Origin of the sequence: Escherichia sp. Lx600-2, from assembly GCF_036662595.1 — a bacterium.
Lineage (GTDB): Bacteria > Pseudomonadota > Gammaproteobacteria > Enterobacterales > Enterobacteriaceae > Escherichia > Escherichia coli.
This window is the reverse complement of the sequence record NZ_JAYQWM010000006.1, coordinates 105,206-120,767: the sequence shown is the minus strand read 5'-3', so window position 1 is coordinate 120,767 and position 15,562 is coordinate 105,206. Positions and strand designations below refer to the sequence as shown.

At 50.3% G+C, this 15,562-nt stretch carries 12 protein-coding genes and 1 tRNA gene; 9 read left to right on the top strand and 4 right to left on the bottom strand.

Annotated elements, in window-relative coordinates:
* Positions 1–159: integrase core domain-containing protein (locus tag OQV04_RS03925; RefSeq protein ID WP_032245097.1), on the top strand; the 159-nt coding region annotated here is incomplete at its 5' end.
* 305 nt (positions 160–464) lie between these two features.
* On the opposite strand, the gene OQV04_RS03920 is transcribed toward OQV04_RS03925, so the two are convergent.
* Positions 465–538 (bottom strand) — tRNA-Gly (locus OQV04_RS03920).
* Positions 539–616: 78 nt separating this feature from the next.
* Positions 617–1,372 (bottom strand): amidase activator ActS, encoded by a 756-nt coding sequence (gene actS, locus OQV04_RS03915; RefSeq protein WP_001272558.1) that lies wholly within the window; start codon positions 1,370–1,372, stop codon positions 617–619.
* A gap of 415 nt (positions 1,373–1,787) precedes the next feature.
* Here actS and xdhA point away from each other — a divergent pair, with 415 nt between their 5' ends.
* The 3 genes from xdhA to xdhC are packed head-to-tail and all read left to right on the top strand — an operon-like array spanning position 1,788 to position 5,450.
* Positions 1,788–4,085 (top strand): xanthine dehydrogenase molybdenum-binding subunit XdhA, encoded by a 2,298-nt coding sequence (gene xdhA, locus OQV04_RS03910; protein ID WP_101969507.1) that lies wholly within the window; start codon positions 1,788–1,790, stop codon positions 4,083–4,085.
* Positions 4,086–4,095: 10 nt separating this feature from the next.
* Positions 4,096–4,974: a xanthine dehydrogenase FAD-binding subunit XdhB gene (xdhB, locus tag OQV04_RS03905; protein WP_000459173.1), complete on the top strand. Its 879-nt coding sequence runs from the start codon at positions 4,096–4,098 to the stop codon at positions 4,972–4,974.
* Positions 4,971–5,450 (top strand): xanthine dehydrogenase iron sulfur-binding subunit XdhC, encoded by a 480-nt coding sequence (gene xdhC / locus OQV04_RS03900; RefSeq protein WP_001016605.1) that lies wholly within the window; start codon positions 4,971–4,973, stop codon positions 5,448–5,450. The genes xdhB and xdhC overlap by 4 nt, the downstream gene beginning before the upstream one ends.
* A gap of 39 nt (positions 5,451–5,489) precedes the next feature.
* Here xdhC and OQV04_RS03895 read toward each other — a convergent pair whose 3' ends face one another.
* Positions 5,490–7,268: a sigma-54 interaction domain-containing protein gene (locus OQV04_RS03895; protein WP_028131823.1), complete on the bottom strand. Its 1,779-nt coding sequence runs from the start codon at positions 7,266–7,268 to the stop codon at positions 5,490–5,492.
* Between the two features lie 478 nt (positions 7,269–7,746).
* On the opposite strand from OQV04_RS03895, the gene ygeW reads away from it, so the two are divergent.
* From ygeW to arcC, 5 genes are read left to right on the top strand one after another with little or no spacing between them, the layout of a single operon-like run.
* Positions 7,747–8,934: a knotted carbamoyltransferase YgeW gene (gene ygeW, locus OQV04_RS03890; protein WP_000859787.1), complete on the top strand. Its 1,188-nt coding sequence runs from the start codon at positions 7,747–7,749 to the stop codon at positions 8,932–8,934.
* Between the two features lie 57 nt (positions 8,935–8,991).
* Positions 8,992–10,188: a diaminopropionate ammonia-lyase gene (gene dpaL, locus OQV04_RS03885; RefSeq protein WP_000110493.1), complete on the top strand. Its 1,197-nt coding sequence runs from the start codon at positions 8,992–8,994 to the stop codon at positions 10,186–10,188.
* A gap of 57 nt (positions 10,189–10,245) precedes the next feature.
* Positions 10,246–11,457 carry a YgeY family selenium metabolism-linked hydrolase gene (locus tag OQV04_RS03880; protein ID WP_032281538.1) on the top strand — a complete coding sequence of 404 codons (1,212 nt, stop codon included), beginning with the start codon at positions 10,246–10,248 and terminating at the stop codon, positions 11,455–11,457.
* Positions 11,458–11,509: 52 nt separating this feature from the next.
* Entirely contained in the window at positions 11,510–12,895 is a 1,386-nt protein-coding gene (gene hyuA / locus OQV04_RS03875; protein WP_001264452.1) for a D-phenylhydantoinase, read from the top strand.
* Between the two features lie 47 nt (positions 12,896–12,942).
* Entirely contained in the window at positions 12,943–13,875 is a 933-nt protein-coding gene (arcC, locus tag OQV04_RS03870; RefSeq protein ID WP_000037995.1) for a carbamate kinase, read from the top strand.
* 40 nt (positions 13,876–13,915) lie between these two features.
* On the opposite strand, the gene yqeB is transcribed toward arcC, so the two are convergent.
* On the bottom strand, positions 13,916–15,541 hold the full coding sequence (yqeB, locus tag OQV04_RS03865) for a selenium-dependent molybdenum cofactor biosynthesis protein YqeB (RefSeq protein ID WP_032281539.1): 1,626 nt from the start codon (positions 15,539–15,541) through the stop codon (positions 13,916–13,918).
* Between the last annotated feature and the right edge of the window lie 21 nt (positions 15,542–15,562).

Genomic DNA, 15,562 nt, shown 5'->3' with positions numbered 1-15,562 from the left:
AAACCAGACGGGTTAACGGCAGCAAAGAACCTTGCAGAGGCGTTCGAGCATTATAACGAATGGCATCCGCATAGTGCGCTGGGTTATCGCTCGCCACGGGAATATCTGCGGCAGCGGGCTTGTAATGGGTTAAGTGATAACAGATGTCTGGAAATATAGGGGCAAATCCACCATAGCTGTACGTCTATCCTTAGTCCGTAGTGATACTGACGCTATTTTATAACGGTTATGGGAAGGATGTGAAACGGTCAGGCGATCTGTGGACTTCATCCTGAGGCGGATATAAAAGACGCCATTGCGCTGATAAAGATAGGTTTTTGAGTTGAGCATGTACTGAGATCTTAAGTCTGCTCACTATTTCAACAAATTTAGTTACAGTGTTGGTTACAGTGAGTAAAACTGTCGGAAGGCTTAAAGCCGTATCCCTTAGGATTCAGTAAGTTAGAATACTTTAAGAAAGGTTATGGAGCGGGCGAAGGGAATCGAACCCTCGTATAGAGCTTGGGAAGCTCTCGTTCTACCATTGAACTACGCCCGCTTCGAGATGCGTAAGGCATTATAAACCTTACGCTCTCCTTAGCAAGTGCCGCGCTGCTGACTGCTGATTAATTCGCCATCAGCATTTTGGCTTGCTGCCCTGCGGCGGCAAGTAACGTAGCGGATCAATTGCCGTTGCACGGTAACGAATCTGGAAATGCAGGCGAACAGATGCCGCATCCGTGCTCCCCATGGTGGCGATTTTTTGCCCAGCCTTCACGCTTTGCCCATTATTTACCAGCATCGTGTCATTATGGGCGTAAGCCGTAATGTAATCTTCACTGTGTTTAATCATGATGAGATTACCGTAGCCACGCAGCTGGTTGCCCACATACACCACCTTTCCTGCACCCGCGGCGTAAATAGGTGTACCCCGTGGAGCAGAGATATCAATCCCTTTATTGCCGCCATCTGCTGTCGAATACGGCATGATAACTTTCCCTGTCGTTGGCCATAACCAACAACGTTGCCCTACTGGCGGCCAGGAAGATTTCGGTACCGCTGATGACGGTGTAACCGATGCGGTTTTGGTCGTTGATTTGGCGGTTGATTTACGTGTACTACTGCTACTTTTCGCCCCACCCAGTTTTAGTTTCTGACCAACTTCAATGGTGTAAGGGGGGGAAATGCCGTTCAGTCGCGCCAGCTCTTTTACGCTGGTTCCCGTGGTGCGCGAAATACGATATAGCGTATCCCCCCGTTTCACGGTGTAAACGGAGCCGGAATACGTTCCTGTATCGGATGATTTGCTACCCGAACAGCCCGCCAAAAGCAGTCCAACCGATAACAACATCACGATACCCAGAGATTTTTTATTCAGGCGTCCCGCACTCAAAATCTTTCCTCGCTTAAAAAACAAGACGCCATATCATAGCAGCCAGCCTCTTGATACCCAATCTCTTGCTTCTGGAAAAACGCGGTAATAGAGAAAGAGGTTAATTTCATTTGGCAAAGGGAAGTATCATCAGCAAAATTTTCGCTGTAGAGGTATCGAATTTCCTGACTTTTTTACCCTATTTCCCATCCTGATGCGTAATAATCCCAATTTATCACATTGATTTTATCGCCACTCATATTGATACGTATCACTGTCCCTATTCAGAGTCCTGTTTCGTATCATATCTGTGTTTTTTTAACGTCATCACACTTCCTTCCTCCCCTAACGCTTATCGTCGTTTCTGGCGTAAATCTTGCCTGCTTAGACTAAATCTTTGCCATAAGAACCAAATGTTCAAATCGAGGGGATTTCTATGGAAGCGCGGGAAGCAACCGCTACGGGTGAATCATGCATGCGCGTTGATGCCATTGCTAAGGTCACCGGGCGGGCACGATATACTGACGATTATGTTATGGCGGGCATGTGTTATGCGAAATATGTACGTAGCCCTATCGCACATGGTTATGCCGTAAGTATTAATGATGAACAAGCCAGAAGTTTACCAGGCGTACTGGCGATTTTTACCTGGGAAGATGTGCCTGATATCCCATTCGCTACAGCTGGGCATGCATGGACACTTGACGAAAACAAGCGCGATACCGCCGATCGCGCACTGCTAACTCGCCATGTTCGTCATCATGGTGACGCCGTTGCCATCGTCGTGGCCCGCGATGAACTCACGGCAGAAAAAGCGGCGCAATTGGTCAGCATTGAGTGGCAAGAATTACCCGTTATCACCACGCCAGAAGCGGCGCTGGCAGAGGACGCTGCACCAATCCATAACGGCGGCAATTTACTGAAACAAAGCACGATGTCGACGGGCAATGTCCAACAAACAATCGATGCCGCCGACTACCAGGTACAGGGGCACTATCAGACTCCCGTTATTCAACATTGTCACATGGAAAGCGTAACATCGCTGGCGTGGATGGAGGATGACTCGCGAATTACCATCGTTTCCAGCACCCAGATCCCGCACATTGTTCGCCGCGTGGTTGGTCAGGCGCTGGATATTCCCTGGTCATGCGTACGAGTCATCAAACCATTTGTCGGTGGCGGTTTTGGTAATAAACAGGATGTACTGGAAGAGCCAATGGCGGCATTCCTGACCAGCAAGCTTGGCGGCATTCCGGTGAAAGTTTCCCTTAGCCGTGAAGAGTGTTTCCTCGCAACCCGTACCCGCCACGCTTTTACTATTGACGGGCAAATGGGCGTGAGCCGCGACGGAACATTGAAAGGTTATAGTCTGGATGTTCTGTCTAACACCGGCGCTTATGCATCTCACGGGCACTCCATCGCTTCTGCGGGGGGGAATAAAGTCGCTTACCTTTATCCTCGTTGTGCCTACGCTTACAGTTCAAAGACCTGCTATACCAACCTCCCCTCGGCTGGTGCGATGCGTGGTTATGGCGCGCCACAAGTCGTATTTGCCGTTGAGTCTATGCTTGATGACGCCGCGACAGCGTTAGGTATTGATCCTGTTGAAATTCGTTTACGCAACGCCGCACGCGAAGGAGATGCTAATCCGCTCACGGGCAAACGTATTTACAGCGCAGGGTTGCCGGAGTGTCTTGAAAAAGGCCGGAAAATCTTTGAATGGGAAAAACGCCGTGTAGAATGCCAGAACCAGCAAGGCAATTTACGCCGCGGCGTTGGCGTCGCCTGTTTTAGCTACACCTCTAATACCTGGCCTGTCGGCGTAGAAATAGCAGGCGCGCGCCTTCTGATGAATCAGGATGGAACCATCAACGTGCAAAGCGGCGCGACGGAAATCGGTCAGGGTGCCGACACCGTCTTCTCGCAAATGGTGGCAGAAACCGTGGGGGTTCCGGTCAGCGACGTTCGCGTTATTTCAACACAAGATACCGACGTTACGCCGTTCGATCCCGGCGCATTTGCCTCACGCCAGAGCTATGTTGCTGCGCCTGCGCTGCGCAGTGCGGCACTGTTATTAAAAGAGAAAATCATCGCTCACGCCGCAGTCATGCTACATCAGTCAGCGATGAATCTGACCCTGATAAAAGGCCATATCGTGCTGGTTGAACGACCGGAAGAGCCGTTAATGTCGTTAAAAGATTTGGCGATGGACGCTTTCTACCACCCTGAACGCGGCGGGCAGCTCTCTGCTGAAAGCTCCATCAAAACCACCACTAACCCACCGGCGTTCGGCTGTACCTTTGTTGATCTGACGGTCGATATTGCGCTGTGCAAAGTCACCATCAACCGCATCCTCAACGTTCATGATTCGGGGCATATTCTAAATCCGCTGCTGGCAGAAGGTCAGGTACACGGCGGAATGGGAATGGGCATTGGCTGGGCGCTATTTGAAGAGATGATCATCGATGCGAAAAGCGGCGTGGTCCGTAACCCCAATCTGCTGGATTACAAAATGCCGACCATGCCGGATCTGCCACAACTGGAAAGCGCGTTCGTCGAAATCAATGAGCCGCAATCCGCATACGGACATAAGTCACTGGGTGAGCCACCAATAATTCCTGTTGCCGCTGCTATTCGTAACGCGGTGAAGATGGCTACCGGTGTTGCAATCAATACACTGCCGCTGACGCCAAAACGGTTATATGAAGAGTTTCATCTGGCAGGATTGATTTGAGGATAACATCATGTTTGATTTTGCTTCTTACCATCGCGCAGCAACCCTTGCCGATGCCATCAACCTGCTGGCTGACAACCCGCAGGCCAAACTGCTCGCCGGTGGCACTGACGTACTGATTCAGCTCCACCATCACAATGACCGTTATCGCCATATTGTTGATATTCATAATCTGGCGGAGCTGCGGGGAATTACGCTGGCGGAAGATGGCTCGCTACGTATCGGCTCTGCAACGACATTTACCCAGCTAATAGAAGATCCTATAACTCAACGTCATCTCCCGGCGTTATGTGCTGCGGCCTCGTCCATTGCTGGACCGCAGATCCGTAACGTCGCTACCTACGGTGGAAATATTTGCAACGGTGCCACCAGCGCAGATTCTGCCACGCCAACGCTCATTTATGACGCGAAACTGGAGATCCACTCCCCACGCAGTGTTCGTTTCGTCCCGATTAATGGCTTTCACACCGGGCCGGGCAAAGTGTCTCTTGAGCATGACGAAATCCTTGTCGCCTTTCATTTTCCGCCCCAGCCGAAAGAACACGTGGGCAGCGCGCATTTTAAATATGCCATGCGCGACGCAATGGATATTTCAACGATTGGCTGCGCCGCACATTGCCGACTGGATAACGGCAATTTCAGCGAATTACGTCTGGCATTTGGTGTTGCCGCGCCAACGCCGATTCGCTGCCAACATGCCGAACAGACTGCACAAAATGCGCCATTAAACCTGCAAACGCTTGAAGCTATCAGCGAATCTGTCCTGCAAGATGTCGCCCCGCGTTCTTCATGGCGGGCCAGTAAAGAGTTTCGTCTGCATCTCATCCAGACGATGACCAAAAAAGTGATTAGCGAAGCCGTCGCCGCGGCGGGGGGAAAATTGCAATGAATCACAGCGAAACAATTACCATCGAATGCACCATTAACGGGATGCCTTTTCAGCTTCATGCCGCACCAGGCACGCCGCTCTCGGAATTACTCCGCGAACAAGGACTGCTAAGTGTCAAACAAGGGTGCTGCGTGGGTGAATGTGGTGCCTGTACGGTGCTGGTCGACGGCACAGCAATAGACAGTTGCTTATACCTTGCCGCCTGGGCTGAAGGAAAAGAGATCCGCACGCTGGAAGGTGAAGCGAAAGGCGGAAAACTTTCTCATGTTCAGCAGGCTTATGCGAAATCCGGCGCAGTGCAGTGCGGGTTTTGTACGCCTGGCCTGATTATGGCTACCACGGCAATGCTGGCGAAACCACGCGAGAAGCCATTAACCATTACGGAAATTCGTCGCGGACTGGCGGGAAATCTTTGTCGCTGCACGGGGTATCAGATGATTGTAAATACAGTTCTGGATTGCGAGAAAACGAAGTAAAAGGATATCCGGCCTGAATTCAGGCCGGATTCACTGAGGTTATGTGTTTAACAACTCATATTTCTTAATCTTGCGATAGAGCGTAGCAATGCCGATGCCCAGTTCATCAGCAACTTGCTTCTTGCTGTTATGACGTGAAAGCGCCTCGCGGATCATTTGCTTTTCCATCTCCTCCAGCGCCGTGCCGCCCGCATCATCGAGTGACAGGTGTGCCTCAGTGACCTCTGTTACATCACTTTGCTCCGTTGTGCCATTATTCAGCAGATTTGGCGGCAATAGCGTGCTGTCGATAACTTCACCTGAAGGAACAACGTTAACCAGATATTCCATCAAATTGCTTAACTCGCGCAGGTTTCCGGGCCAACGATGCTTACGCAATATTTCGACGACATCGGGAGCAATGCCAGGATAAACCGATCCCAGACGACGGGTATGCAGATGTAAAAAGTAATGCACCAGTAGTTCAATATCTTCCTGACGTTCACGCAGCGGTGGCAGAGTTATCGGGATAACATTAAGTCGGTAGAAGAGATCTTCGCGGAATTTACCTTCGGCAATGAACTGGGCCAAATTCTGGTTAGTTGCAGAAATGATGCGAATGTCGACTTGTATTGGGCTACTGGCACCAATCGGCAGAATTTCACGTGCCTCAATAGCGCGCAGTAATTTAGCCTGCAACATTAATGGCATATCACCTATTTCATCTAGAAACAGCGTGCCCGTATTCGCCGCCTGAATCAACCCTGTTTTACCGTTGGCAGAAGCGCCAGTAAATGCGCCTTTAACATAACCGAACAGTTCGCTCTCCAGAAGCTGCTCCGGAATCGCGGCACAGTTGATAGCAATAAAGGGTTTATTCCGTCTTCCGCTCAACTTATGGATTGCACGGGCGACGACTTCTTTACCCGTGCCGCTTTCACCAACCACCATAACGCTGGATGGGCTGGGTGCAATACGGCTAATGAGTCGTTTTAATTGCCGCATAACACGGCACTCGCCAACCAATTGTTCAATATGCGGTTCATCAGGTGCATTTGCTACAGAAAAACTGGTATGCGATTGGTGAAACGCCATTAAAAATAATTGTCGGCCCTGAATGTTATGCAATTGGCCAATGATTAATTCACTTTTATCGTCCCACGAAACAATATGCTGCATATGTCCATGGGTAAAATTACTCTCAAATGTTAATGGTCTGAAACGGATAGGTTTCCCAATAATATTATTTTGTACAATACCAAGTGTTTTTAAGGCAGTCTGATTAACAAACTGAACCCGACTTTCATCATCAACAACTAATACGCCCTGATCCATATTATCGATCATGGTCGCGAATATTTTACTGATGTTATCTCCTGGCCCCTGATCCTCCAGAAGTTTCGAAACAAAAATGGTGGATATATGGCGAACATAATCAGAAAATTCGCGTAAATTATCACTGATATGCTCTTGTTGCTCGTGGGTAACGGCAATCAAACTTATCACCCCAACACAACGATCCTGTAAAATGACAGGCGTACCCAGAAATGCTTTTTCGCGGCAATTTTCTTTACTATCGCAACCTTCGCAAAGGGGATCGAAGCGAGACTGTGTCACAACTTTTTCAGTTTTCGTTTCCAGGACGTGGCGGAGCAGGCGTGAGTTGCCGCTCAACTGGCGACCAAGAAACTTCCCATACGCGCCAGTTCCGGCGACGCGACACAAGTTTTCATCAACGATCTCAACCTCAAGCTGCAAAACGCTGGCAAGCATTCTGGCAAAACGCTGAATTGTCGGTTGAATTTGCATCAATACTGACTGCGTAGTAGCAAGCTCCATAGCTTTACCTTCCAGACTTACTTAAAAGTCGATCATTGAAGACGTTGATGGTTCACAGATCATGATGATATTAACTCAGGCGAAATTGGCTTTGATAAAAACATAAGATTTTTATCACTTTCTAATGAAATTATGGAAGAGATATCACATTTCTATATCAATATGAGAATTACGGCGGTGAGTTTATCAAACTGACGAGGGATAGCCTGCCCCTTTATCTTATTTCTGATACTTAGCAGCAAATAAATAACGCAATAAAAAAAGCCAAACGTTTTCGTATTTTACAAACAACCGGAAGCTAGCATCAATTTGTGATCAACCCCACACATTATCCGTCAAATTAGTCTTTTGCAGCCCCGTGGATAATTCTGGCACACTTATTGTTAGTCCCAGGTATAGCTGTGAAAACACCAATCACTTTGGCAAGTCACAGTGAAATAAACCACTTTGCCTGTCATTCCACTACCGGGACTTTATGATGAAAACTGTTAATGAGCTGATTAAGGATATCAATTCGCTGACCTCTCACCTTCACGAGAAAGATTTTTTGTTAACGTGGGAACAGACGCCAGATGAACTGAAACAAGTACTGGACGTTGCCGCAGCATTAAAAGCACTGCGTGCTGAAAACATCTCAACCAAAGTCTTTAATAGTGGATTAGGTATTTCCGTATTCCGCGACAACTCCACTCGTACCCGCTTCTCTTATGCTTCCGCGCTTAACCTGCTCGGCCTTGCACAGCAAGATCTCGATGAAGGCAAATCACAAATCGCTCACGGCGAAACCGTGCGTGAAACCGCCAATATGATCTCCTTCTGCGCCGACGCTATTGGTATTCGCGACGATATGTATCTGGGCGCAGGCAACGCCTATATGCGTGAAGTTGGCGCTGCACTTGATGACGGTTACAAGCAGGGTGTACTGCCACAGCGTCCGGCTTTAGTGAACCTGCAATGCGATATTGACCACCCGACTCAGTCAATGGCTGACCTCGCGTGGTTACGTGAACACTTTGGTTCACTGGAAAACCTGAAAGGTAAAAAAATCGCCATGACCTGGGCCTACTCTCCAAGCTATGGCAAACCGCTCTCTGTACCACAAGGCATCATCGGTCTGATGACTCGCTTCGGTATGGATGTCACCCTGGCCCATCCGGAAGGCTACGACCTGATCCCGGATGTGGTTGAAGTGGCGAAAAACAATGCTAAAGCCTCCGGTGGTAGCTTCCGTCAGGTCACCAGCATGGAAGAAGCCTTCAAAGACGCAGACATCGTTTATCCGAAGTCATGGGCACCTTACAAAGTGATGGAAGAGCGTACTGAATTGCTGCGTGCGAACGATCACGAAGGCTTAAAAGCACTGGAAAAACAGTGTCTGGCACAGAACGCGCAACACAAAGACTGGCATTGTACTGAAGAGATGATGGAACTGACCCGTGATGGCGAAGCCCTGTACATGCACTGCCTGCCAGCTGATATCAGCGGCGTATCCTGCAAAGAAGGTGAAGTGACTGAAGGCGTATTCGAAAAATACCGTATCGCTACCTACAAAGAAGCCAGCTGGAAGCCTTATATCATCGCCGCGATGATCCTGTCCCGTAAATACGCCAAACCAGGTGCACTGCTCGAGCAACTGCTGAAAGAAGCGCAAGAACGCGTGAAATAACCCCTCGGGCCGATCAGCTGGTCGGCCCTCTATTTCCAGAGGCCAAAAGGATAGGATATGTCCGTTTTCTCATTGAAGATTGATATCGCCGATAACAAATTTTTCAACGGCGAAACATCACCGCTCTTTTCGCAAAGCCAGGCCAAACTGGCGCGCCAGTTCCACCAGAAAATAGCTGGTTATCGCCCAACACCGCTTTGTGCGCTGGACGATCTCGCAAACCTTTTTGGTGTGAAGAAAATTCTTGTCAAAGACGAATCAAAACGATTCGGTCTGAACGCCTTCAAAATGCTCGGCGGTGCGTACGCCATCGCTCAATTATTGTGTGAAAAATATCATCTTGATATCGAAACGCTGTCATTTGAGCACCTGAAAAATGCCATCGGCGAAAAAATGACTTTCGCGACCACCACCGACGGCAACCACGGGCGCGGTGTGGCGTGGGCAGCGCAGCAACTCGGACAGAATGCGGTGATTTACATGCCGAAAGGTTCTGCTCAGGAACGCGTTGACGCCATTCTGAACCTCGGTGCCGAGTGCATCGTCACGGATATGAACTATGACGATACCGTTCGCCTGACCATGCAACACGCGCAGCAGCACGGCTGGGAAGTGGTACAGGACACGGCATGGGAAGGTTACACCAAAATCCCAACCTGGATCATGCAAGGCTACGCAACCCTGGCAGATGAAGCCGTCGAGCAAATGCGTGAAATGGGCGTAACCCCGACGCACGTTCTGCTGCAAGCCGGTGTCGGAGCAATGGCCGGTGGTGTGCTGGGTTATCTGGTCGACGTCTATAGCCCGCAAAATCTGCACAGCATTATTGTTGAACCTGACAAAGCTGACTGTATTTATCGCTCCGGCGTCAAAGGCGACATCGTCAACGTTGGCGGTGATATGGCCACCATCATGGCGGGCCTGGCCTGTGGCGAACCTAACCCGCTGGGCTGGGAAATCCTACGTAACTGCGCCACCCAATTCATCTCCTGCCAGGACAGCGTTGCCGCATTAGGTATGCGCGTGCTGGGTAATCCGTACGGCAACGACCCGCGCATCATCTCCGGTGAATCCGGCGCTGTCGGTTTGGGCGTTCTCGCGGCGGTTCATTATCACCCGCAACGTCAAAGCCTGATGGAAAAACTGGCGCTGAACAAAGATGCCGTAGTGCTGGTTATCAGCACTGAAGGTGACACCGACGTGAAGCACTATCGCGAAGTTGTCTGGGAAGGCAAACACGCTGTAGCACCTTAATCACCCTATTGGAACTGCTCCCTGCAAAACGGGGAGTAAAAAATCTGGAGAAAAATAATGGCTAAGAATATTCCATTCAAACTGATTCTTGAAAAAGCAAAAGATTACCAGACGGATATGACTCGCTTCCTGCGCGACATGGTTGCTATTCCCAGTGAAAGCTGCGACGAGAAACGCGTAGTACATCGTATTAAAGAAGAGATGGAAAAAGTCGGCTTCGATAAAGTTGAAATCGACCCGATGGGTAACGTTCTCGGTTATATCGGCCACGGCCCGCGTCTGGTGGCAATGGACGCTCATATCGATACCGTCGGCATTGGCAACATCAAAAACTGGGACTTCGATCCGTACGAAGGCATGGAAACTGATGAGCTGATCGGTGGTCGCGGGACTTCCGACCAGGAAGGCGGCATGGCATCTATGGTTTATGCCGGTAAAATCATTAAAGACCTCGGTCTGGAAGATGAATATACCCTGCTGGTTACCGGTACTGTGCAGGAAGAAGACTGCGACGGTCTGTGCTGGCAGTACATTATTGAACAATCCGGCATTCGCCCGGAATTTGTGGTCAGTACCGAACCAACCGACTGCCAGGTATACCGTGGTCAGCGCGGTCGTATGGAAATTCGTATTGATGTTCAGGGTGTTAGCTGCCACGGTTCTGCGCCAGAACGCGGTGACAACGCCATTTTCAAAATGGGTCCGATTCTTGGCGAATTACAAGAACTCTCCCAACGTCTGGGTTATGACGAATTCCTCGGCAAAGGCACCCTCACCGTTTCTGAAATCTTCTTCACATCCCCAAGCCGTTGCGCTGTAGCAGATAGCTGCGCCGTCTCTATTGACCGCCGTCTGACCTGGGGCGAAACCTGGGAAGGCGCGCTGGACGAAATCCGCGCCCTGCCTGCAGTACAGAAAGCTAACGCGGTTGTTTCTATGTACAACTACGACCGTCCGTCCTGGACTGGCCTGGTTTACCCAACCGAATGCTACTTCCCGACCTGGAAAGTGGAAGAAGATCACTTCACCGTTAAAGCACTGGTGAATGCCTACGAAGGGCTGTTTGGCAAAGCGCCGGTTGTTGATAAGTGGACCTTCTCAACTAACGGCGTATCTATCATGGGCCGTCACGGCATTCCGGTGATCGGCTTTGGCCCGGGTAAAGAACCTGAAGCGCATGCACCTAACGAAAAAACCTGGAAATCTCACCTGGTGACCTGTGCCGCGATGTACGCTGCAATCCCGTTAAGCTGGCTGGCAACCGAATAATTACTCTTCACTTATTCCCCTCCGGTTCGCCGGAGGGTTTTTGGAGTTTGCTATGCGCGTATTGATCAAAAACGGCACTGTCGTTAACGCAGATGGACAAGCCAAACAGGATTTGCTGATTGAAAGCGGGATTGTTCGCCAGTTGGGCAACAATATTTCGCCGCAGCTCCCGTATGAAGAAATTGATGCCACTGGCTGTTACGTTTTCCCTGGCGGCGTGGATGTCCATACGCATTTCAATATTGATGTCGGCATCGCGCGCAGTTGTGATGATTTTTTTACCGGTACCCGCGCAGCTGCGTGTGGCGGTACAACAACCATTATTGACCATATGGGATTTGGCCCAAACGGCTGTCGGTTACGCCATCAACTGGAGGTTTATCGTGGTTATGCCGCCCATAAAGCGGTCATCGATTACAGCTTTCACGGTGTGATCCAGCACATTAATCACGCAATCCTCGACGAAATCCCGATGATGGTCGAGGAAGGACTGAGCAGTTTTAAACTCTATTTAACCTATCAATACAAACTCAACGATGACGAGGTTTTGCAGGCATTACGCCGTCTGCATGAATCCGGCGCGCTGACCACCGTGCACCCGGAAAATGATGCGGCTATCGCCAGCAAGCGGGCGGAGTTTATCGCCGCAGGGTTAACCGCGCCGCGCTATCACGCCTTGAGTCGCCCTCTGGAATGCGAAGCGGAAGCCATCGCCCGCATGATTAACCTGGCACAAATTGCCGGTAACGCCCCGCTCTATATCGTGCACCTGTCTAACGGCTTAGGTCTGGATTATCTGCGTCTTGCCCGTGCGAATCACCAGCCAGTCTGGGTTGAAACCTGCCCACAATATCTCCTGTTGGACGAACGCAGCTACGATACAGAAGATGGCATGAAGTTCATTCTTAGCCCACCGCTGCGTAACGTACGCGAGCAGGACAAACTGTGGTGTGGCATCAGCGATGGTGCGATTGACGTGGTGGCGACCGATCACTGCACGTTCTCAATGGCTCAACGCCTGCAAATTTCTAAAGGCGATTTCAGTCGCTGCCCAAATGGCTTACCCGGTGTGGAAAACCGCATGCAGTTACTGTTTTCCAGTGGCGTGATGACGGGACGTATAACACCGGAACGTTTTGTTGAATTAACCAGCGCGATGCCCGCCAGGCTGTTTGGCCTGTGGCCGCAAAAAGGATTATTAGCGCCCGGTTCCGATGGCGACGTGGTGATTATCGACCCACGTCAGAGCCAACAAATTCAGCATCGCCATCTCCACGACAACGCCGACTACTCGCCATGGGAGGGTTTTACCTGTCAGGGCGCGATTGTCAGAACCTTATCCCGTGGTGAAACGATTTTCTGTGACGGCACCTTTACAGGCAAAGCCGGGCGAGGTCGTTTCCTGCGACGCAAACCGTTTGTCCCTCCCGTGCTCTAACCACTGCCAGGGATCTATACACAATCAAGAATGATGAGTGAGGAAAAATGAGTAAGAAAATTGTTCTCGCCCTGGGCGGGAATGCGCTGGGCGATGACCTGGCCGGACAAATGAAAGCGGTAAAAATTACTTCTCAGGCAATTGTTGATTTAATTGCCCAGGGACATGAAGTTATCGTCACTCATGGTAACGGGCCGCAGGTGGGCATGATTAACCAGGCCTTTGAAGCTGCCGCAAAAACTGAAGCACACTCGCCAATGCTGCCGATGTCTGTCTGTGTTGCCTTAAGTCAGGGTTATATTGGTTACGATCTACAAAACGCTTTAAGAGAAGAACTGCTTTCTCGTGGCATTAATAAACCGGTAGCAACGCTGGTTACCCAGGTCGAAGTCGACGCTAACGATCCGGCATTCCTCAACCCGACCAAGCCGATCGGTTCGTTCTTTACCGAGCAAGAAGCAGAGCAACTGACAAAACAGGGTTACACTCTGAAAGAAGATGCTGGTCGCGGCTATCGCCGTGTTGTTGCCTCGCCAAAACCGGTTGATATCATTGAAAAAGAAACGGTTAAAGCGTTGGTAGAAGCAGGCCAGGTAGTGATTACCGTTGGCGGTGGTGGTATCCCTGTTATTCGTGAAGGTAACCATCTGCGTGGTGCCAGCGCGGTTATCGATAAAGACTGGGCCAGCGCCCGTTTAGCAGAAATGATTGATGCCGATATGCTGATCATTCTGACTGCGGTAGAAAAAGTGGCCATTAACTTCGGTAAAGAGAATGAACAGTGGCTCGATCGCCTGTCATTAAGTGATGCTGAACGCTTTATCGAAGAAGGTCATTTTGCGAAAGGTTCTATGCTGCCTAAAGTGGAAGCTGCCGCCTCGTTTGCTCGCTCTCGCGCAGGTCGTGAAGCACTGATTACCGTATTGAGCAAAGCGAAAGAAGGGATTGAAGGCAAAACCGGAACGGTGATTTGTCAGTAATTTTAAGGCCGGGTGGGTAATACCATCCGGCCATTTTCATTTAAGCCACTTCCAGCACTTCTTTTGTCGCTTTCACGCCCTGATGCATCAACATCATTAACGCCTCAAGTACGCCGCCGCCAATCGCCCGGGCTTTATCAGAAACGCTGGTGAAATCAGCGGTTTCACCACGAGGATCGATATCACCAATTTTAAAACCACCAACCACTGCCAGGCCGTCGTTCAACAAGCCACGCACCATCCCCGTCAACGGTGCTTTAATTTCATGCTCACCAATCCAGGCAATCACATCGCCCTCTTTCGCCAGATCGCCTAATTTCACGTTGGATCGCATAATGCCTGCAGCAGGAGCACGGATCACCCGTCGGGTGGTATGCCCCATAATATTGCCAGGAACACCGGTATTCTCCTGCGCACAACCAGAGTAAATCACCTGACCGAGCCAGTGCCCGCGATTTGTTTCAATTACCGCATGACAATCCTTCCCAGCAGTAAAGCCCGGCCCAAGCGCGATTGTTACTGGTGCCATATCTGCCCGCGTTCCCAAATTCTGTTTCGCCAGAATAGCGTCCACCACGCAAAGCGGTTTCAGTTCATCAAGCAATGAACAGGCGGGATCTACCATCACAGGGATGAATCCGCGTTCGGTAAGTTTCATCGCTTCCGCAGAGCTGGTTGTCAGGCGAGCAGTGACGCCTTCGACCGTCATTTCGCCATCGAACACGGCCTGGGCAAACGCCACGGTACAACGAATCACTGTCGGTTTTTCCACTTCCAGCATGATCACTTTAAAACCCGCATGATACAGACGTAGCGCCACACCACTGGCGATATCCCCCGCACCGCGAATCACCACCAGCTGGTGTCCGGAAGGATGAGAAGGTTTCATCATCAGCCCACCCGGCGCGTTATTTTTCACCTGTAATATTTCTGCCAGCACGCTGATGGCGATCTCCTGCGGCGTTTCCGCACCTATGTTGTAACCAACGGGCGCATGTAAACGGGCAATATGTTCTTCAGCCACGCCTTTCTCACGCAATTGACGCAGGAAAAGCTGAACCTTGCGACGACTTGCCAGCAACCCCAACCATGCAATGGGCTGTTCAATGAGTTTGTCGAGGGCTTCACGATCCTGATTATTCGTGGCAATCAGGACAAAATTATCAGGGCGAATATCCAGTGCTTCCACTGCCGCACCAAACGACTCAGCATGGAGAAGCGTGGTTGATGGTGGGAATAGTTCAGGATTGAGGCTTTCGCGATAAATATCAGCAACGGCAATATCAAATCCTAATAGCGCCGCACTCTGGGCTATCGCCCGGTTGACATGCCCCGCGCCAATCAACACCAGACGTGGACGCATACCATGGACGCTGATAAATACTGACATTGCACCTCCACAATCTGACCCGACAGCATCCGCACCGTTACGAGCCATACGTCCATGGAATAATCGCGGCTTACGTTCCTGCAATGCCTGAAGCGACTCTTCAATCACCTTCCGCTCAACCATTCCGCCACCAATTGTACCGACGATAGAACCATCGGCGCGCACTAACATTTGTGCAGAATGGCGGGGAGTCGAGCCTCGGCTATCAACAATTTGCGCCATCGCAAACGGACAATTTTGCTCTTCGAGTTTTGCAGCCTCTGTGAAAATATTCATACCAACCTCAATGGATATCCT